Annotated in this window: 17 protein-coding genes; 6 read left to right on the top strand and 11 right to left on the bottom strand. The window is 73.1% G+C overall.

What is annotated here, in order from left to right; translation table 11 throughout:
* Nucleotides 1-27: 27 nt before the first annotated feature.
* Nucleotides 28-387, bottom strand: coding sequence for a hypothetical protein (locus ACIRGB_RS20475; protein ID WP_403866722.1), 360 nt, complete (start codon nucleotides 385-387; stop codon nucleotides 28-30).
* 3 nt (nucleotides 388-390) lie between these two features.
* The gene (locus ACIRGB_RS20480) at nucleotides 391-1,152 is read right to left on the bottom strand and encodes a LytR/AlgR family response regulator transcription factor (RefSeq protein ID WP_403866725.1); all 762 of its coding nucleotides are present in this window, start codon (nucleotides 1,150-1,152) and stop codon (nucleotides 391-393) included.
* A gap of 77 nt (nucleotides 1,153-1,229) precedes the next feature.
* On the opposite strand from ACIRGB_RS20480, the gene ACIRGB_RS20485 reads away from it, so the two are divergent.
* From ACIRGB_RS20485 to rocD, 3 genes are all read left to right on the top strand, one after another.
* The gene (locus ACIRGB_RS20485; protein ID WP_061446010.1) at nucleotides 1,230-1,733 is read left to right on the top strand and encodes an Lrp/AsnC family transcriptional regulator; all 504 of its coding nucleotides are present in this window, start codon (nucleotides 1,230-1,232) and stop codon (nucleotides 1,731-1,733) included.
* A gap of 125 nt (nucleotides 1,734-1,858) precedes the next feature.
* On the top strand, nucleotides 1,859-2,707 hold the full coding sequence (gene ddaH, locus ACIRGB_RS20490; protein ID WP_403866729.1) for a dimethylargininase: 849 nt from the start codon (nucleotides 1,859-1,861) through the stop codon (nucleotides 2,705-2,707).
* Nucleotides 2,704-3,927, top strand: coding sequence for an ornithine--oxo-acid transaminase (rocD, locus tag ACIRGB_RS20495; RefSeq protein WP_403866732.1), 1,224 nt, complete (start codon nucleotides 2,704-2,706; stop codon nucleotides 3,925-3,927). Before ddaH ends, rocD begins: the two co-directional genes overlap by 4 nt.
* Before the next feature lie 15 nt (nucleotides 3,928-3,942).
* Here rocD and ACIRGB_RS20500 read toward each other — a convergent pair whose 3' ends face one another.
* Nucleotides 3,943-4,398: an RpiB/LacA/LacB family sugar-phosphate isomerase gene (locus ACIRGB_RS20500; protein WP_403866735.1), complete on the bottom strand. Its 456-nt coding sequence runs from the start codon at nucleotides 4,396-4,398 to the stop codon at nucleotides 3,943-3,945.
* Nucleotides 4,399-4,539: 141 nt separating this feature from the next.
* On the opposite strand from ACIRGB_RS20500, the gene proP reads away from it, so the two are divergent.
* A complete protein-coding gene (gene proP, locus ACIRGB_RS20505) occupies nucleotides 4,540-6,054 on the top strand; it encodes a glycine betaine/L-proline transporter ProP (protein ID WP_403867178.1) in 1,515 nt (504 codons plus the stop codon).
* 88 nt (nucleotides 6,055-6,142) lie between these two features.
* Here the strand turns inward: proP and ACIRGB_RS20510 are convergent, their stop codons facing one another.
* Both ACIRGB_RS20510 and ACIRGB_RS20515 read right to left on the bottom strand, forming a co-directional pair.
* Nucleotides 6,143-9,337, bottom strand: coding sequence for a M28 family peptidase (locus ACIRGB_RS20510; RefSeq protein ID WP_403866738.1), 3,195 nt, complete (start codon nucleotides 9,335-9,337; stop codon nucleotides 6,143-6,145).
* 251 nt (nucleotides 9,338-9,588) lie between these two features.
* Nucleotides 9,589-11,031 carry a helix-turn-helix domain-containing protein gene (locus ACIRGB_RS20515; protein WP_403866741.1) on the bottom strand — a complete coding sequence of 481 codons (1,443 nt, stop codon included), beginning with the start codon at nucleotides 11,029-11,031 and terminating at the stop codon, nucleotides 9,589-9,591.
* A 217-nt stretch (nucleotides 11,032-11,248) separates the two neighbouring features.
* On the opposite strand from ACIRGB_RS20515, the gene ACIRGB_RS20520 reads away from it, so the two are divergent.
* On the top strand, nucleotides 11,249-11,971 hold the full coding sequence (locus ACIRGB_RS20520; protein ID WP_403866744.1) for a lysophospholipid acyltransferase family protein: 723 nt from the start codon (nucleotides 11,249-11,251) through the stop codon (nucleotides 11,969-11,971).
* 78 nt (nucleotides 11,972-12,049) lie between these two features.
* Nucleotides 12,050-13,075 (top strand): NAD-dependent epimerase/dehydratase family protein, encoded by a 1,026-nt coding sequence (locus ACIRGB_RS20525; protein WP_403866747.1) that lies wholly within the window; start codon nucleotides 12,050-12,052, stop codon nucleotides 13,073-13,075.
* A 65-nt stretch (nucleotides 13,076-13,140) separates the two neighbouring features.
* On the opposite strand, the gene ACIRGB_RS20530 is transcribed toward ACIRGB_RS20525, so the two are convergent.
* From ACIRGB_RS20530 to ACIRGB_RS20555, 6 genes are all read right to left on the bottom strand, one after another.
* Complete coding sequence (locus ACIRGB_RS20530) at nucleotides 13,141-14,760, bottom strand: alpha/beta hydrolase (RefSeq protein ID WP_403866750.1); 1,620 nt, start codon at nucleotides 14,758-14,760, stop codon at nucleotides 13,141-13,143.
* A 162-nt stretch (nucleotides 14,761-14,922) separates the two neighbouring features.
* Nucleotides 14,923-15,687 carry an urease accessory protein UreD gene (locus ACIRGB_RS20535; RefSeq protein WP_403867181.1) on the bottom strand — a complete coding sequence of 255 codons (765 nt, stop codon included), beginning with the start codon at nucleotides 15,685-15,687 and terminating at the stop codon, nucleotides 14,923-14,925.
* On the bottom strand, nucleotides 15,684-16,361 hold the full coding sequence (ureG, locus tag ACIRGB_RS20540) for an urease accessory protein UreG (RefSeq protein ID WP_403866753.1): 678 nt from the start codon (nucleotides 16,359-16,361) through the stop codon (nucleotides 15,684-15,686). The genes ACIRGB_RS20535 and ureG overlap by 4 nt, the downstream gene beginning before the upstream one ends.
* A gap of 144 nt (nucleotides 16,362-16,505) precedes the next feature.
* Nucleotides 16,506-17,180, bottom strand: a complete 675-nt coding sequence (locus ACIRGB_RS20545) for an urease accessory protein UreF (RefSeq protein ID WP_403866756.1) — start codon at nucleotides 17,178-17,180, stop codon at nucleotides 16,506-16,508.
* A gap of 8 nt (nucleotides 17,181-17,188) precedes the next feature.
* On the bottom strand, nucleotides 17,189-18,910 hold the full coding sequence (locus ACIRGB_RS20550) for an urease subunit alpha (RefSeq protein WP_403866759.1): 1,722 nt from the start codon (nucleotides 18,908-18,910) through the stop codon (nucleotides 17,189-17,191).
* Nucleotides 18,903-19,214 (bottom strand): urease subunit beta, encoded by a 312-nt coding sequence (locus ACIRGB_RS20555; RefSeq protein ID WP_403866762.1) that lies wholly within the window; start codon nucleotides 19,212-19,214, stop codon nucleotides 18,903-18,905. The genes ACIRGB_RS20550 and ACIRGB_RS20555 overlap by 8 nt, the downstream gene beginning before the upstream one ends.
* Between the last annotated feature and the right edge of the window lie 11 nt (nucleotides 19,215-19,225).

Here is a 19,225-nt window from a genome sequence, read left to right on the forward strand (position 1 = left end):
GCGCCTTCACGGCCTCGTCCGGCATGGTCACCGGTCCTCGACGAGCCGCACGAAGTCGCGTTCGTTGCGCTCGGCGCGGCGCACGTACCAGCGGGCGAGGAGGACCAGCGGGGCGTACAGGCCGAAGCCGAGGACGGCCCACTCCAGACGGCGGGCGTCGGGCATCGCGGCGAACAGCAGCGGGAGCGGTCCGACGAGGAGGCCGAGGACGGCGAGGGCGGTGAGACCGGCGCGCAGCTGGCTGCGCATCAGGGAGCGGACGTAGGTGTGGCCGAGGGTGGTCTGCTCGTCGATCTCGGTGCGCGGGCGGTAGTGCCCGGAGGTCCGGCCGGTGCGCCTGGGCGGGCCGGTGACGGTGACGCGGCGCTCGGTGGGGTCCTGGGGCACGGCTCACGGCCTCCGCATGAGCAGGTCCCGCAGTTCACGGGCGTGGCGCCGGCTGACCTGGAGCTCCTCGGCGCCGACCAGGACGCTGACGGTGCCGGCGTCGAGGCGGAGTTCGCCGATGTGGCGCAGGGCGACCAGGTGGCGGCGGTGGATGCGGACGAAGCCGCGGGCGCGCCAGCGCTCCTCCAGGGTGGACAGCGGGATGCGGACGAGGTGGCTGCCCCGCTCGGTGTGCAGGCGGGCGTAGTCGCCCTGGGCCTCGACGTGGGTGATGTCGTCGACGGGGACGAAGCGGGCGACGCCGCCGAGTTCCACGGTGATGTGGTCGGGGTCGGGTTCGTGCACGGGGATGCGCGGCGCGGGCACGGCGGCGGGGCCGCGCTGTTCGGCGGCCCGGCGCACCGCTTCCGCCAGCCGTTCCCTGCGCACCGGTTTGAGCACGTAGTCGACGGCCTCCAGGTCGAAGGCCTGGACGGCGAAGTCCTCGTGCGCGGTGACGAACACGACCAGCGGCGGCCGGGCGAAGCCGGTGAGCAGCCGGGCGAGGTCCAGCCCGTCGAGGCCGGGCATCTGGATGTCGAGGAAGACGACGTCGATGGCGTCCGGTCCGTCGGGGCCCGACTCCAGGGCCCGGTTGATGCGGCGCAGCGCCTCGGTCGCGTCGCCCGCTCCCTCCGCCGTGCCGATGCGGGGGTCGGCGTTCAGCAGGTACACGAGTTCCTCGAGCGTGGGGCGTTCGTCGTCGACAGCCAGGGCGCGCAGCATGAAGGTGGAGTGTAGGGGCGATCCGCGCGCCTGCCCACGCCTGCGACGTGCCGGTATCCGCTGGATACAGTGCCCGCATGAACAGCAGGCCCGCTTCGTTCGACGAACTCGACCGGAAGATCGTCACCGCCCTGATGGAGAACGCCCGGACCTCCTTCGCCGAGATCGGCGCGGAGATCGGACTGTCCTCGACGGCGGTCAAGCGCCGGGTGGACCGGCTGCGCGAGACCGACGTGATCACCGGTTTCACGGCGACGGTGCGGCCCTCCGCGCTGGGGTGGCGCACGGAGGCGTACGTGGAGGTGTACTGCGAGGGTGCGGCGCCGCCCCGGCGGCTGGCGGAGGTGGTGCGGGGCTATCCGGAGATCACCGCGGCGATGACGGTGACCGGCGGCGCGGACGCGCTGCTGCATGTGCGGGCGCGGGACGTGGAGCACTTCGAGGAGGTGCTGGAGCGGATTCGTGCGGAGCCGTTCATCCGGAAGACGATCAGTGTGATGGTGCTGTCCCACCTGATCCCGGACAGTCCCGAGGCGGGAGCCGCCCTGCTCGCCCCGGACGGCGCAGCGGACGTGCGCTGACCGGGCGGAGAACGCAGCGATCCTGCGGGAACACGCAGCTTTCGTCGCTTGTCGGGCTCGGGCGACCTTTTCTACCGTGGTGTCAACACCCCGTCACACACCGTGAAAAGCGGAGGTACCCCTCTGTGACCGAGCCCCGTGTGCCGCGCCGGCGGCGCTTCCTGGTCTGCGAACCCAGACACTTCGCCGTGCAGTACGCGATCAACCCGTGGATGAGCACCGGCCGACCGGTCGACGTCATCCGCGCCCTCGACCAGTGGCAGGCGCTGGTCGACACCTACCGTGCCCACGGCCACACCGTGGACACCGTGACGCCGGTCCCCGGCCTGCCCGACATGGTCTTCGCCGCGAACTGCGCGGTCGTGGTCGAGGGCCGGGTGTTCGGCTCCCTCTTCCACGCGCCCGAGCGGCGGCCCGAGTCCGTGCCCTTCGAGGCGTGGTTCAAGACGGAGGGCTTCGAGGTCCACCATCCCGAGTCGGTCTGCGAGGGCGAGGGCGACCTGGTCCCGGCCGGCCGCTGGATCCTGGCCGGCACGGGGTTCCGCACCACCCCTGCGGCCCATCGCGAGGTGCAGGAGTTCTTCGGCGTGCCGGTGATCTCGCTGACCCTGGTGGACCCGTACTTCTACCACCTGGACACGGCGCTGTTCGTGCTCGACGACGGGACCGGCCCGGACGGCGGCAACGGCGGCAACATCGCGTATTACCCCGGCGCCTTCTCGCCGGGCAGCCGCGAGGTGCTGGAGCGGCTCTACCCGGACGCGGTGATCGCCACCCGCGAGGACGCGCTGGCGTTCGGGCTGAACTCGGTGTCCGACGGGCGGCACGTGTTCATCGCTCCGGAGGCCAGGGGGCTGGCCGAGCGACTCGCTGGCCTCGGCTACGTGCCGGTCCCCGTCGACCTGTCCGAGTTCCACAAGGCCGGTGGCGGCATCAAGTGCTGCACCCAGGAGATCCGGGAGACCCGCTCATGACCGCACCCGCCCGCACCGCCCGCGGCTCCGAGGAACTGATCCGCGCGGAGGAGCCCGTCCTCGCGCACAACTACCACCCGCTGCCCGTCGTGGTGGCCCGCGCCGAGGGCGCCTGGGTCGAGGACGTCGAGGGCCGCCGCTACCTGGACATGCTGGCCGGGTACTCGGCGCTCAACTTCGGCCACCGCCACCCGGCGCTGGTCGAGGCCGCCCACCGGCAGCTGGACCGGCTCACGCTCACCTCGCGCGCCTTCCACAACGACCGGCTCGCGGGTTTCGCCGAGCGGCTGGCCGCCCTGACCGGCACGGACATGGTGCTGCCCATGAACACCGGCGCGGAGGCGGTGGAGAGCGGCATCAAGGTGGCCCGCAAGTGGGCCTACGACGTCAAGGGCGTCCCGGCCGACCGGGCGACGATCGTGGTGGCGGCGGACAACTTCCACGGCCGTACGACGACGATCGTGAGCTTCTCCACCGACGAGACGGCCCGCTCCGGCTTCGGCCCCTTCACCCCGGGCTTCCGGATCGTTCCGTACAACGACCTGGCCGCGCTGGAGGCGGCGGTGGACGAGACGACGGCGGCCGTACTGATCGAGCCGATCCAGGGCGAGGCGGGGGTGCTGATCCCGGACGACGGCTATCTGGCCGGGGTGCGGGAGCTGACCCGGCGCAAGGGCTGCCTGTTCGTCGCGGACGAGATCCAGTCGGGTCTGGGCCGCACGGGCCACACCCTGGCCGTCGACCACGAGTCGGTGGTGCCGGACGTGGTGCTGCTCGGCAAGGCGCTGGGCGGCGGCATCGTCCCGGTGTCGGCGGTGGTCGGCAGCCGTGAGGTGCTGGGGGTGCTGCACCCGGGCGAGCACGGTTCGACGTTCGGCGGCAATCCGCTGGCCGCCGCGGTGGGCACGGCGGTGGTGGAGCTGCTGGAGACCGGCGCGTTCCAGCGCCGGGCGGCCGAGCTGGGCGCGGTGCTGCGCGAGGGTCTGGCCGCCCTGGTCGGCAGGGGCGTCGTCGGCTTCCGGGCGCGGGGGCTGTGGGCGGGCGTGGACGTGGACCCGGCGCTGGGCGGCGGACGCGAGATCAGTGAGCGGCTGATGCGCGAGGGCATCCTCGTCAAGGACACCCACGGCTCCACGATCCGGCTGGCTCCGCCGCTGACGGTCACGGCCGAGGAGCTGACGGGCGCCCTCGGGACGCTGGAGAAGGTCCTGACCTCCTGAGCCGCCGGGCAGGGTTCACCGAGCGGCTCGGCCCCGGTCGAGCCGCTCGACGTGCGTGACGTTGTCCCGGTCCTCGGCGTCCTCGCTCGGCCCGCCCGCGAACCAGGCGTCGAGGATCTCCCGCAGCAGCGGCCCGGACGTCAGCCGCAGGCTCAGGGCGAGCACGTTGGCGTCGTTCCAGCGGCGGGCCCCGTCGGCGGTGTACGCGTCGGCGCACAGGGCCGCGCGGACGCCCGGCACCTTGTTGGCGGCGATGGACGCGCCGGTGCCGGTCCAGCAGCACACCACGGCCTGGTCGGCCCGCCCCTCGGCGACCTCGCGCGCCGCCTGCTCGGAGCAGGCCGCCCACCGCGGGTCCGCGCCGGGGCTCAGCGCGCCGTGCGCGCGCACCTCGTGGCCGCGGGCGCGCAGTTCCTCGACGAGGAGCCGGGCCACGGGTTCGTCCATGTCGGAGGAGACGGAGATACGCATGTGCGAAGCGTACTCACCGGCCGCTCACCTCATCGGCGCAATCACATGACCGAGGTCACGACCATACCCAGCATGATCGAGGGAACGGGTACGAGCTGGAAGACGTACGACCGAGCAGGACTCCGCACGGAGTGTCTGCGTGTGGAAAGGGAGGCCGCCACGTCCCCCACCGAGAACGGCCCGGAGACCGACGCCGCGGCGGTCCGCCGCCACCCCGCCCTGTTCCGGGCGATCAAGCGCCGGAAGAACCCCCGACTGCGCCGGTCGGACATCACCGTGACGGACGAGGCCGCGGTCAAGAGAGCCGTGAAAGCCGCCTCTCTCGGCAATGCCATGGAGTGGTTCGACTTCGGCATCTACGCCTACCTCGCGGGCACCATCGGCCGGGTGTTCTTCCCGTCCGGGAGTGACACCGCGCAGTTGCTGTCCTCGTTCGCCACGTTCGCCGTGGCGTTCCTGGTGCGGCCCATCGGCGGCATGGTCTTCGGCCCGATGGGCGACAAGATCGGCCGCAAGAAGGTGCTCGCGCTCACGATGATCCTCATGGCGATCGGCACGGCCGCCATCGGGCTCATCCCCAGTTACGACGCGATCGGCTTCTGGTCGCCGCTGCTGCTGATCGTGTTCCGCCTGCTCCAGGGCTTCTCCACCGGAGGCGAGTACGGCGGCGCGTCCACCTTCATCGCCGAGTACGCGCCCGACAAGCGGCGCGGGTTCTTCGGCAGCTTCCTGGAGCTGGGGACGCTGGCCGGGTACACCGGTGCGGCCGGCCTCGTCACCGCGCTGACGGCGTGGCTGGGCAGCGACACGATGGACGCCTGGGGCTGGCGCATCCCGTTCCTCGTGGCGGCGCCGCTCGGCATCGTCGGTATCTATCTGCGGCTGAAGCTGGACGACACGCCCGCCTTCCTGCAACTCCAGGACTCCAACGTCCACATCTCGGAGGCGGCGAACGCGGTGGAGACCACCGCGCGGGGCGACCTCGCAAAGATCTTCCGCACCCACTGGCGGGCGCTGATCCTGTGCATCGCGCTCGTCGGCGCGTACAACGTCACGGACTACATGCTGCTGTCGTACATGCCGACCTACCTGTCGGACGAGCTGGACTACAGCGAGAGCCACGGTCTGATGATCCTGGTGGCGACGATGGTGCTGTTGATGCTGATCATCAACCAGGTCGGCCGGCTGTCCGACCGCTTCGGCCGCAAGCCCCTCCTGATGACCGGCATGATCGGCTTCTTCGTCCTGTCCGCCCCGGCGTTCCTGCTGGTGCAGGACGGCAGTCTGCTCGCGGTCTCGGCCGGCATGCTGATGCTCGGCCTGTCGCTGGTCTGCCTCCTGGGCACGATGTCGGCGGCGCTCCCGGCGATGTTCCCGACCAACGTCCGCTACGGGTCCCTGTCGGTCGGCTACAACCTGTCGACGTCCCTCTTCGGCGGTACCACACCGCTGGTGATCACCGCGCTGATCAGCGTGACCGGCTCCGACATGATGCCCGCCTACTACGCGATGGCGGCGGCCCTGATCGGTGTGGTGGCCGTCGCCTGCATGAAGGAGACGGCCCAGCAGCCGCTCGCGGGCTCCCCGCCGGCGGTGGGGACCGAGGAGGAGGCCGCGGAGCTGGTCGAGGCGCAGGCGCCGACGCCGAAGTTCTGACGCCACCTCGTCACACGCGCCGACGGGCGGTGGGGATCACCGTGATCCCCACCGCCCGTCGGCGTGTCAGGCGTTTCTCACCCTCGTGTCACAGGCGCTGCCACAGGGCGGGGACGTGGGGCGGTTCCCAGCCGGGGTAGGCGGTGTGGCCCTGGACGCACCGGTAGCGCACGCCGTCGTAGCTCACCACGTCACCGGCCGCGTAGGTGGCTCCCAGCTGCCAGGTGGTCTCGCCGTCGCCGGACACGGTGAGGGTGTACGTGGTGGTGTGCGTGGCGGTGCCCGTGCCCGTGAGGGTCAAGGTGTAGGTGCCGGGGGCCGTGCCCGCGGCGACCTGGACCGTGGCGGTCGAGGACTGGCCGGAGGTGACCGAGGCCGGGCTGAAGCCGACGCTCACTCCGGTCGGCTCGCCGGACGCCGACAGCCGCACGGTCTGGGCGTCACCGCTGGTCGTCGCGGTGTTCACGGTGACCTGCGCGGAGCTGCCCGGCTGCACGGTGCCCGAGGACGGGGTCGCGGTGAGCGAGAAGTCGTCCCGCGGGTTCGGCGCGTCGCCGACGGCGGTCTTCCAGATCGTGTACGCGATGCCGTCGGCGCTGCGGTTCAGCGCGGTGGCGTTGATGTTGGAGGTGGTGTCGCAGGCGGAGTGGTAGCACGGGTCGTAGGAGCGGCCCGCGGTGCCGCCCCACTTGGCGGCCTCCGCCGTCGACTTGGTCGCGGAGGCGCCGGTGGCGTAGCCCGAGGTGGGGATGCCGACCTGCTGGAACGAGGAGTCGTCGGAGCGGCCCTGGCCCTCGACGTTCTCCTGCGGGGCGAGTCCGAGGGAGGTCCAGTACTCCCGCATCGGGGCGGCGGCCGAGGAGGTCAGGTTGTTGATGAAGTAGCCGCCGTTGACGGAGGCGACCATGTCGAAGTTGTAGTACGCCTTGATCCTGGCGCGGTCGGCCGAGGAGAGGGTGCGGGCGTAGAAGTCGGAGCCGTTCAGGCCCTGTTCCTCGTCGGTCCACCAGGCGAAGCGGACGCGGTTCTTCATGGTCGGGTTCTGCTCGGCCAGGGTGAGCGCCGTCTGGAGGAGCGCGGCGGAACCGGAGCCGTTGTCGTTGATGCCGGGCCCTGCCGAGACCCCGTCGAGGTGGGCGCCGTACAGGTAGACGCTGTTGGCGTCGCCCTTCGGCCACTCGGCGACCAGGTTGTTGCCCGCGCCGGCGGAGCAGCCGGAGGCGCAGGTCTGCTCGGTGACGGTGTACCCGGCCGCCTGGAGCCTGCCCTTGACGTACGCGAGGGAGGCGTCGTAACCGGCGCCGGTGGAGCGGCGGTTGCCGCCGTTCTGCGCGGCGATGGAGCCGAACTGCGCGAGGTGGGCCTGCACCTGGGCGACGTCGACGTCGGGCGGCGTGCCCGGGTTGGTGCCGCCGCCGACGGTGAGGGTGTACTGGGCGGTGTGGCTCTTGCCGCCCGCCGTGCCCTTGACGGTGATCGAGTAGGTGCCCGCGGCGGTGCCGGCCGTGGTGGAGATCCGCATGGCCGAGCTGGAGCCGGAGGTCACGGTCGCGGGGCTGAAGGTGACGCTCACGCCGGGCGGGGTGCCGGTGGCCGTCAGCGACACCTGCTGGGCGCTGCCGGTGACGGTGGTGGTGTCGACCGTGGCGTTGACCGCGGAGCCGGCCTCGACGTCGCCGCTCGCCGGGTTCAGGGCCAGCGAGAAGTCGGTCTGCTGCCCGGTGCAGGTCGGGTCGCCGCTCTGGGCCGGGATGTCGATCGCGTTCCAGGCCGCCTTGGTCGCGTCGAACAGGCCGCAGGACGCGTCCAGGTTCCTGGCCGCGGTGAGGGTGGCGGTGCGGTACCGCTTGTAGGTCATGCCGCTGGTCTTGAGCAGCATCCCGCCGTAGAAGATCTTCCCGGCGTTCTGGATGCCGATGCCGGTCACCTGGCTGCCGTCGCAGGTGGGGCTGGAGGGCTTGCCGCCGCCGGGGCTGGAGCCCTCGGCGAGGAGGTAGAACCAGTGGTTCATGGGCCCGGCGGCCGCGTGCTCCTCGGTGTTCGGTATGGCGGCGGAGTAGCAGTTGGGGTCGTTGTTGACCAGCCGGGGGTTGTACATGTTGCGGATGGGGCCGCGGCCCTGGAGGTCGATCTCCTCGCCGACGGTGTAGTCGGGGGTGTCGTGGGGAGCCGGCTGGTTCGCGTACGCCTCGGTCAGGGCGCCCATGATGTCGCCGGTGGCCTCGCCCAGGCCGCTCTCGTGGTTGGCGCCGCCGGGGGTGTAGCTGTCGAGGCCGTGGCCGAACTCGTGGCCCACCACGTCCATGCCGGCGATCCACTTGCCGGCGCTGTTGTGGCCGATGGTGACGCGTGAGCCGTCCCAGTAGGCGTTGAGCTGGTTGAGACCGACGAGGACCGGCCAGCTGCCGCCGTTGCCGTTGTGGCCGTTGCGGCCGAGCCAGTCGCGGAGCATGTCCGACTCCTTCTGCGCCGCGTACATGACGTCGACGCAGCCGGTCTCCTTGCTGGAGGCGTTGCCGGTGCCCCAGTCGTCGTCCGGTCCGGTGAACAGGCCGCCGTTGTAGTCCGAGCACTGCAGGCCGGGCCGGGTGGTGTCGCGCAGGGCGTACTGGCTGCCGGAGCGGGAGGTGTCGATGGTCAGCGGGTCGGGGCCGTTCCACTCGCTGTGGCCGGTGCCGGCCTTCACGTCGTCATAGCTGTCGACGACCTTGCCGGTGCGGGCGTCGACGAAGACGTGCAGCCTGCTCGGCACGCGCTTTTCGGTGGTGCCGACGAGCACGGTCTCCCAGGCGAGGGTCTGGACGTCGTCCTCGACCCGCACCACCAGGCGCCTGGAGTCCACCTTGTCGACCTTCGCGAGCCGCTCGCGGCTGGTCCGCACCGCCTGCTCGGCCGTGACCGCGGCCTCGGTGGGTACCGCGATCGCGGCCTCGGTGGCGGACTGGACGGCGCGGACCCTGCCCTTGCCGTCGGCGAGGACGACGGCGTCGCCGCCGACCACCGGCAGACCGTGGTAGGTGCGCTCGTAGGCGACGGAGAACAGGTCCTGGTCCCAGGGGGTGACCTGGTGGCGGTCGTACCGCTCGTCGGGACCGCCGGCGACGAGGGCGTCCAGACCGCTGCGGACGGCCTGGTCGGCCGCGGTGACGGCCCTCTCTACGGGGGTGGGTTCCGCCGCGGAGGGCGCGGACCGCTCCGAGGCCGAGGCGAGGGAGGTCGGTACCACCGCCCCCGCGAGTGTCATGGCCAGGACTGTCCCGGCCACCGCGGTCTGTCTGAGCATCGTGGCTCCTTGTGAGAGTGGGGGGCTCCTTGCGGGCCGGCCCGGCCAGGACATGCCGGACGCGCGGCCTGGGGTGCGGAGGCGCGTCCCGCGGGTGTCGGTTGCATGTCATGTCGCGGGCTGGCGGAACCCTCACACCCCGCCGCACCGGATTCAACGGCTCCGCGGGCGCGGTACGGTCCTGTCAAAATCCGGCAAGTGCGGGTGCGCCCCGGGAGCGGGCGCGCCCGGTGGAACCGGAGCCCCGCCTCTCACTCCCCCGCGTCCAGCAGCCGCTCCCGGTACGCCCTGACCTCCGGCAGGTCGGCCCACCGGCCGGTGAGCCGGGTGTGCAGGCCGCGCAGTTCGGCGGTGACCATCGACTCGCGCGAACGCACCGCCTCCGCCAGGACCTCGGAGGCGAGGGCGACGGCCGCGCCGGGATCGCCGGCACACGCCCAGCTGTCCGCCAGACGCAGGGTGAGCAGCAGCCGTGCGCCCCGCATCTCGGGCGGCACCTGCGCGCGCGAGCGGGCGGTGGCGTCCACCGCGCGCCGGGCCGCCGCCCGGTCCCCGGTCGCCACGGCGAGGTCGCGCAGGGCGCCGCCGATCGCCGAGTCGACCCGCATCGCGCCCTCGGCCCCGGCCATCCAGGGCGCCTCCAGGTGGTCCCGCGGGCCGAGGCGGGCGAACCCCCGCCGGGCCAGGGAGATGTGACGCCGGCACTCCGCCGCGTCGCCCGCCAGGGCGTGGCCGCGCGCCTGGTACAGGCCGGACAGGGTGGCCATCCACCGGCGTCTCGCGTCCACCGCGCCGATGCCCCGGGCGTACCCGAGCATCAACGAGGGGTCCCCGTCGAGCCGTACCAGGGTGCACATGTCGCTGAGCAGGGTCGCGCGGGCCGAGGCGTCCCGGACGGCGTCCGCCCAGCGCAGTCCGTGGCCGAACCAGGCCATCGCCACGCCGATCTGCCCGCGCTCCATCCGCAGCCGCCCGGCGACCTGGGCGTACTGCGCGGCGAGCCGCAACTGCCCGTACGGCAGCCGCCCGGCGGAGTTGACCTCGCCGGCCCAGCGGGCCAGGGCCCGCAGCAGGCCCTCGACGGCCGTCACCCGACCCTCGCGCCGGAACGCCTCGCGGATCAGACAGGCCAGGACGGCGGTGAGGCCGTGCAGCACCTCCGCCTCGGCGACCGCCGCCGTACCGCCCGCGCCCCACGCCGGGCCCGGACCGCCCGCCGGGCCCGGCCCGTCGAGCAGCGCCGCCACTTCAACGGGGTCGGGCACCGCGCATCCCGTGGTGCCGTGCAGCGGGCACGCCAGCCCCTCGGCGGGCAGCCGCGCGGGCCACATCCGGGCGTCCGGCGCGTCCTGCCCCGCGGGGGCGTCCGCACCGGGCAGCGGGGCGAACAGGGCCGGGTCGGCCGGGGACCGGTCCGGGCGCCCCGGCGCCTCGCGCGGCGCGGCGACGATCGCGGCCAGCTCCCCGCCCGTCTCCAGCATCGCGTCGAGCCTGCGCACCAGCCCCACGGGCGGCTCGCGCAGGCCCGCTTCGAGCTTGCTCACGGCGGAGTGGTGGTAGCCCACCCGCAGGCCGAGCTGCACCTGGGTGAGCCCGGCCGCCCGGCGCAGGGAGCGCAACTGCCGCCCGAACTCCGCCCACGGGGCCCCGGCCGCCCCAGCCGGTCCGGCCGCCCCCGCCGATCCACCGGTCATCCGCCCTCCCCCGGTCGCGCCCCCGCCGCGGGCCGTGCGCCACCCGGGCTCCGCGCCTTCCGCCACCGGACAGCACAGAGGAGGGTGCCGTGTCACGTCAATCAAGTTGACCGAAGAGCGGCCGAACCGGTCCCGTCCGGTTTCGGCGCGGTCGGGCTACGATCGATCACCGGTCGCGGACGGCCGGCCGAGAGCCCGGAGAACTGGGAGAGACACCGTGTTCTACTACGTGCTCAAGTACGTACTGCTGGGCCCGCTGCTGAGGGTCGCCTTCCGCCCCCGGATCGAGGGCCTGGACCAGGTGCCGGATGCGGGGGCGGCCATCATCGCGGGCAACCACCTCTCCTTCTCGGACCACTTCCTCATGCCCGCGGTGCTCAAGCGCCGCATCACCTTCCTCGCCAAGGCCGAGTACTTCACCGGTCCCGGTCTCAAGGGCAGGCTGACCGCGTTCTTCTTCCGCAGCGCGGGGCAGATCCCCGTGGACCGCTCCGGCAAGGAGGCCGGGCAGGCCGCGATCCGCGAGGGGCTCGGCGTGCTGGCCAAGGGCGAGTTGCTCGGCATCTATCCGGAGGGCACCCGCTCGCACGACGGCCGGCTCTACAAGGGCAAGGTCGGCGTCGCGGTCATGGCGCTCAGGGCCGGGGTGCCGGTCGTGCCCTGCGCGATGATCGGCACCTTCGAGGCGCAGCCGCCCGGCCGGAAGATCCCGAAGCTGCACCCGGTGGTCATCCGCTTCGGCGAGCCCCTCGACTTCTCCCGCTACGCGGGCATGGAGGGCGAGAAGGCCGTGCTGCGCGCCGTCACCGACGAGATCATCTACGCGATCCTCGCCTTGTCCGGCCAGGAGTACGTGGACCGGTACGCGGCCGACGTGAAGGCCGAGGAGGCCCGGAAGGCGGCCCAGGGCCGGAAGTTCCCCCGCCTGCCGCACCGCTAGCCGGGGCCCTCGGGTTCCGTCGTCTGCCGTCGGCAGAAGAGCGAGACCGGCCCGCGACGGGGCGCCTACCGTCGCCGTATGACACATGCAGTGGTGATCGGGGCGACGGGACAGATCGGACGGGCGGCGGTCGACGCGCTGGCCCGGGACGGCTGGGAGGTGACGGCCGTCTCGCGGGGCGGCGACCGGGACGCGCGGTGGCCGCGGGACGTACGGGTGACGCGGGCCGACCGGGAGGACGAGGCGGCGCTGTCGGCGGCGGTGGGCGAGGGCTGCGACGTCCTGGTGGACATGGTGTCCTTCGGGGAGCGGGACGCGCGGCAGTTGGTGTCGCTGGCCGGGCGGGTAGGCTCGGCGGTGGTGATCTCCAGCGTCTCGGTCTACGAGGACGACAAGGGCCGCAACTTCGACACGCAGGCCGAGCCCGACGGCTTCCCCGCGTACCCGGTGCCGATCCCGGAGACGCAGCGCACCGTCCGCCCGGGCGACGGCACGTACAGCACCGGCAAGGCGGCGCTGGAGCGGGAACTCCTCGCGGCGGGCGACCGGTTGCCGGTGACGCTGCTGCGGGCGGGCGCGATCCACGGCCCGTACTGCCGGACGCCGCGCGAGCTGTACTTCGTCAAGCGCAACCTCGACGGCAGGCGCCGGCGCGTGCTCGCGTACGGCGGTACCAGCCGCTTCCACCCGGCGGGGGTGCGCAACATCGCGGAGCTGATCCGGCTGGCCGCCGCGCGGCCGGGCACCCGCGTCCTGAACGCGGTGGACCCCGACGCCCCGACGGTGGCTCAGATCGCGGTGGCGATCGACGCGGTGATGGGCGTCGAGACGGAGGACGTGCTGCTCGACGGCCCGCCGGTGGACGGCGTGGGCGACACCCCGTGGAGCGTGCCCGCGCCGGTGGTGTGCGACATGAGCGCGGCACAGGAGCAGTTGGGCTATCGCCCGGTGGCCCGGTACGCCGACACCCTGCCGGAGACGGTGGCCTTCATCGAGGAGCGGCTGGCGGGCCGGGACTGGCGGGAGGCGTACCCGAAGATGCTCCGGGCGTACGGCGACCTCTTCGACTACGCGGCGGAGGACGCCTGGGCCGACGGACGGTAGCAACACGGCGGGAGGGGGCGACCGGTCGGGCCGGTCGCCCCCTCCCGCCGTGTCCGTCCGCCGGGTTACGGCTTGGGCGTGGCGTGCGGCGCGCAGGTCACGTCGCGGGCGTCCACCGTGCCGGTGAGCAGGTAGGTGTCGACCCGGTCGTTCACGCACGGGTTGACCAGCCCGGTGACGCCGTGCGAACCGGCGTCCCGCTCGGTGATGAGCCGGGAGCCCTCGAACCGCTGGTGCAGCTCGACGGCGCCCTCGTACGGGGTGGCCGCGTCGCGCTCGGACTGGACGATCAGCACCGGCGGGAGTCCCTTGCCGGTCTTGACGTTCAGCGGGGTCTGCTGCTTGGCCGGCCAGGTGGCGCAGGGCAGGTTCATCCAGGCGTTGGCCCAGGTCATGAACGGGTGGTCGCGGTGCAGCCGGGTGTTGTCCCGGTCCCAGGTGTTCCAGTCGGTGGGCCACTTGGCGTCGGCGCACTCGACGGCCGTGTAGACGGCGTTGCCGTTCTCCGCGGAGGCGTTGCCCGCGGTGTCGGACAGGTCGGGCGCGGCGGCGTCGACGAGGGCCTGGGTGTCACCGGCGACGTACTTGCCGAAGACCTCGGCGGTCGGCGCCCAGGCGGAGTCGTAGTACGGGGCGCTCTGGAAGAAGGAGATCAGCTCGGCCGGTCCGACGACGCCGCCCAGCGGCTCCTTCGCGGCGGTGGCGCGCAGCTTCAGCCACTGCTCCTGGACCTCGGCGCGGGTGTCGCCGAGATGGTAGGCGGCGTCGTTCGCGGCCACCCAGTCCTGCCAGTCCTTCCAGCGGCCCTCGAAGGCGACGTCCTGGTCCAGGTTGGCCTGGTACCAGATCTTGTCGCGGGACGGGTTGACGACGCTGTCGACGACCATGCGGCGCACGTGGCCGGGGAAGAGGGTGCCGTAGACCGCGCCGAGGTAGGTGCCGTAGGAGACACCGAGGTAGTTGAGCTTCTTCTCGCCGAGCGCGGCGCGGATGACGTCGAGGTCACGCGCGGTGTTCGGCGTGGTCATGTGCGGGAGCATCTCGCCGCTGCGTTCGAGGCAGCCCTCGGCGTACTCGCGGGCGAGCTTGCGCTGGGCGAGCTTGTCCGCCTCCGAGCCGGGCACGGGGTCGGCCTTGGGCGCCTTGACGAACTCCTGCGGGTCGACGCAGGAGATGGGCGCGGAGTGGCCGACACCGCGCGGGTCGAAGCCGACGAAGTCGTAGGCCCTGGCCGTCTTGGCCCACACCGCGCTCTTGTTCGTGACGCGGGCCGGGAAGCGCAGGCCGGAGCCGCCGGGGCCGCCGGGGTTGTAGAGGAGCGCACCCTGGCGCTCGCTTGGGGAGCCCGTGTTGCCGATCCGGTCGACGGCGAGCTTGATCTGCTTGCCGTACGGCTTGGCGTAGTCCAGCGGCACCGTGACGTAGCCGCACTGGATGGGCTTCGGCAGGTTCCAGTCGGCTGCGCAGTCCTGCCAGTCGATGCCCGCCCGGGAGGCGCGGGCGGCGGCGACGGCGGCACCGCGCGCCTCCTTGTCCCAGCCCTGCGCGTGCCCGTGCCCGTGGCCGTCGGCCGGGGCGGCGCTCGCGGCGGGCGCCGAGACGGCGCCGGCTATCAGCGTGGCGGTGACCAGCGCTCCGGCCGTGCCGAACGCGGTTGTCCTCCGCCGCATGCTGCTCGTGCTCAAGTGGCCCTCCCCGTACGTGTTCGCGACAAGTACGGGGATCCTCGCGGCTGTGGGATTCCCGAGAACAGAGCCAGTGCCACTTCTTTGCCAATCCGATAAACGGAGAAAGGCGTTCGATCGGCGGACCCGTCGGCCGAATCGCCCCGACTCGCCGACGAAACCTCAGTCCAGCGAGGCCAGCGCCCCGTCCAGCAGGCGCCGCAGCCGCAGCGCGTCCGGTGCCACGGCGGTCACCAGCGCGGCCGGCCCGGCGAGCGGCAGCACGGCCGCCCCCTCCTCGAACACGCGGGCCGTCGGCGGTTCGGTGGCGAACCCGGGCCGTACGACGACCAGCTGGCCGACCGCACGGTGCCCAGCCAGCCCGGCGGGCCCGTCCCAGCCGCCCGGCGCCCCGGGCCCGCACGCCAGTTCCTGGTCGAGCACGCACCGCCCGTCGATCCGTACCGTCAGACGGCTGGTGAGCCGCCCGGGTTCCTCCCCGGCCCGCCCGAGCACCTGCTCCTCGCGCAGCAGCAGCCGCGCCCCGGCGGCGAGGTCGACGGAGGTGGTGACGTTCAGGTCGCTGCCCCCGGCGGAGATCAACTGCTCCGGCAGCCAGCTCAGTTCGGCATCGTCGTCGACGGTGAGGCGGACCTCGTAGCGGGCCCCGGCCTTGTCCTGCCCCGGCAGCGCGAGGGTGGCGGCGGCCGAGCCGACCGTCAGGCGGGCGCCGCCCGCAGCGTGGGCCGCCACCGTGAAGTGGTCGCCACCGAGGGGCCCGCTCATCGCGCCGACCAGCATCACCCGGGCCTCGGCACCGCTCCCCCGGGTGCGCCGCACGGCGAGCGGTCCCTCGCCCTCCAGCACCGGCAGGACCGTCCCGCCGCGCCCGTCGCCGCGGGCGAGCACGCGGGCGCTCGCCCGGACGCCGCCCGCGGTGGTGGTCACGCGGTCCACGCGGCGACCCGCTCCCGCACCCAGTCGGCGACCTCCCGGACCCCGCCCTCGCTCCGGAGCGACTGGAGGACGACGGGCAGTTCGCCGCGCGCCGCCTTGGCGTCGGCGGCCATGCGCGCGAGGTCGGAGCCGACGTACGGCGCGAGGTCGGTCTTGTTGACGATCAGCAGGTCGGCGGTGGCGACGCCGGGCCCGCCCTTGCGCGGGATGTCGTCGCCGCCCGCCACGTCGATCACGAACACCTGCGCGTCGACGAGCCCGCGGGAGAAGGTGGCGGTGAGGTTGTCCCCGCCGGACTCCACCAGGACCAGGTCGAGCGGCCCGACCTCGTCCTCCAGGTCCTCGACCGCCTCCAGGTTGGCGGAGATGTCGTCCCTGATCGCGGTGTGCGGGCAGGCGCCGGTCTCCACGGCACTGATCCGCTCGGGCGGCAGCACCGCCTCCCGGAGCAGGAACTCGGCGTCCTCCCGGGTGTAGATGTCGTTGGTCACCACGGCGAGGGACAACTCCTCCCGCAGCGCCCGGCACAGCGCGGCGACGGTGGCCGTCTTCCCGGACCCGACGGGCCCGCCGAGCCCGATCCGCAGCGCACGGCGGGTCCCGTCGGGCCGCCGGGCGTCGGCGGAGACGGCGGCGGGAGATGCGAGGTGATGGTCAAGATGCATACAACGGCTCCTGTCAAAGCTGGCGGTGGGAAAATCAGCCCGTCCGGCGTTTGAGGACGAGGCCGTCCAGGCCGAACGGGGGTCGAAGGGGCGGAGCCCCTGGGTTCGGGTCGGGAAGGGGCGGCGGGGGCGAACTGAACCCGCCTACGAGGCGAACAACCGCACAGCCCAAGCGGCATGCGCCTCCGCCCCGATCTCCAACAGCGGCGCCGACCGAGCGGGCAGCACCTCGACCCCGTCGGTGATCACGCGCTCCCCCACCTCCACCGCGTCCGCGGCCACCCGGTCCACCTCGCCCGCGAGCCGCGCCAGCACCCCCGTCGCGTCGAACGGATCGAGACCGAGCAGCCGCACGACCGCCGTCGCGGGCCCGCTCACCCCCTCGTAGAGGGAGCAGTAGGCCGCGTCGAGCGCCCCGAGGCCGGCCGCACGCGCGGCCAGTCCCAGCACGACGGGCTGATGGGCCCCCTTGGGGAACAGCGAGGCCAGGGCGTCGAGTTCGGGGCTCGGCCAGGTCGTCCGGGCGGCCCGCATCAGCTGCCGCCCCAGTCTGCGCGCCGCCACCCGCAGGGCGGGCGACGGGGTGCGGGCGTCGGCGGCCCGGTCCAGCTCCCCCGGGTCGGCACCGAGGGCGGCGGCCGCCGCGACGCACGCCGCGACGACCCCGCTGGTGTGCAACCGCCCCCGGCAGAACGCCTCCAGGCTCGCGGCATCCGTGATACGTCCCGCCCGGACGGCGGCCTCCGCCCCGCCGGAGTGGGCGTGCCCTCCGGCGGGAAAGCGGCCGTCCGCGAGGACGAGCAGAGCGGCGCGGCTCATCCCGGCGCTCAGAAGAGGAAGTACCGCTGGGCCAGCGGCAGTTCGGCGACGGGGGCGGGTTCGACGAGTTCTCCGTCGATGGTCACCGCGAAGGAGTCCGCGGCCACCTCCACCCGGGGCAGCGCGTCGTTCTGCCGCATGTCGGCCTTGGTACGGCCGCGCGTGGACCGGATGGGCACGAACGCGCGCCCGAGCCCGAGCCGTTGCGGCAACCCGTCCGCGACGGCCTGCTCGGAGACGAAGTTGACCGAGTTGCCGGCCGGGGCGGTCCCCAGGGCCCCGAACATCGGGCGCGGCAGGACGGGCTGCGGCGTCGGGATGGAGGCGTTCGCGTCGCCCATCTGCGCGTACGCGATCTGGCCGCCCTTGATGACGAGTTGCGGCTTCACGCCGAAGAAGCGGGGGTCCCAGAGCACCAGGTCGGCGAGCTTGCCGGTCTCCACGGACCCGACCTCGTGCTCGATGCCCTGGGCGACGGCGGGGTTGATGGTGTATTTGGCGACATAGCGACGGGCGCGCAGGTTGTCGGCGCGGGTGTCGCCGGGCAGGAGGCCGCGCCTGCGCTTCATCACGTGCGCGGTCTGCCAGGTCCGCAGGATCACCTCGCCGATGCGGCCCATGGCCTGGGCGTCCGAGGACATGATCGAGATCGCGCCCATGTCGTGCAGGATGTCCTCGGCCGCGATGGTGCTGGGCCGGATCCGGGACTCGGCGAAGGCCAGGTCCTCGGGGACGGCCGGGTTGAGGTGGTGGCAGACCATCAGCATGTCGAGGTGCTCCTCGACGGTGTTGACGGTGTGCGGCCGGGTCGGGTTGGTGGACGCGGGCAGCATGTTGGGCAGCGACACCGCGGTGATCATGTCGGGCGCGTGCCCGCCGCCGGCGCCCTCCACGTGGAAGGCGTGCAGGGTGCGGCCCGCGACCGCGTCGAAGGTGTCGCCGACGAAGCCGGCCTCGTTGAGGGTGTCGGAGTGGACGGCCAGCTGGACGCCGGACTCCTCGCACACGTCCAGGCAGGCGGAGATGACGGCGGGGGTCGCGCCCCAGTCCTCGTGGATCTTGAAGCCGAGGACGCCGGCGCGCAGCTGGTCGCGCATGGACTCCTTCGACATGGTGCTGCCCTTGCCGAGGAAGCCGATGTTGACCGGGCTGGACTCCAGGGCGGCGAACATCCGCGCGAGGTGCCAGGCGCCGGGCGTGACGGTGGTCGCCTTGCTGCCCTCGGCCGGTCCTGTGCCGCCGCCGATGAGGGTGGTGATGCCGGACGCCAGGGCCTCGTGGACGGCGTCGGGCGCGATGAAGTGCACGTGGGTGTCGATGCCGCCCGCGGTGACGATCTTGCCGTTGCCCGCGACGACCTCGGTCTCGGGGCCGATGACCAGGTCGGGGTGGACGCCGTCCATGGTGTCCGGGTTGCCGGACTTGCCGATGCCGGTGATCCGTCCGTCGCGGATGCCGATGTCGGCCTTGACCACGCCCCAGTGGTCGATGATCAGGGCGCCGGTGATCACGGTGTCGGGGGCGCCTTCGGCGCGGGTGGTGCGCGCCTGCCCCATGGACTCGCGCAGCACCTTCCCGCCGCCGAAGACGGCTTCGTCGCCGGAGCGGCCGGGGCCGCCGGAGAGGTCGTCCTCGATCTCGACGAGGAGGTCGGTGTCGGCGAGGCGGACGCGGTCGCCGGTGGTCGGGCCGAACAGGTCGGCGTAGGCGGTGCGGGACAGTTCAGGCATCGAGGGCACCTCCGGTCGCGCCGCGCAGTCCGACGACGACACGGGCGCCCGCGAGGGGGACCAGCCGGACGTCGACGGGGATGCCGGGCTCGAACCGGACGGCGGTGCCGGCGGCGATGTCCAGCCGCCTGCCGTGCGCCGCGGCGCGGTCGAACTCGAGGCCGGGGTTGGCCTCGGCGAAGTGGTAGTGGGAACCGACCTGGACGGGCCGGTCGGCGGTGTTGAGCACGGTCAGGCGGGTGACCTCGCGTCCTTCGTTGAAGGCGACCGGCTCGTCGGCGAAGAAGATCTCTCCGGGGATCACGACTGCCGCCC

It is taken from the genome of Streptomyces sp. NPDC102490 (assembly GCF_044765285.1).
Classification (GTDB): domain Bacteria; phylum Actinomycetota; class Actinomycetes; order Streptomycetales; family Streptomycetaceae; genus Streptomyces.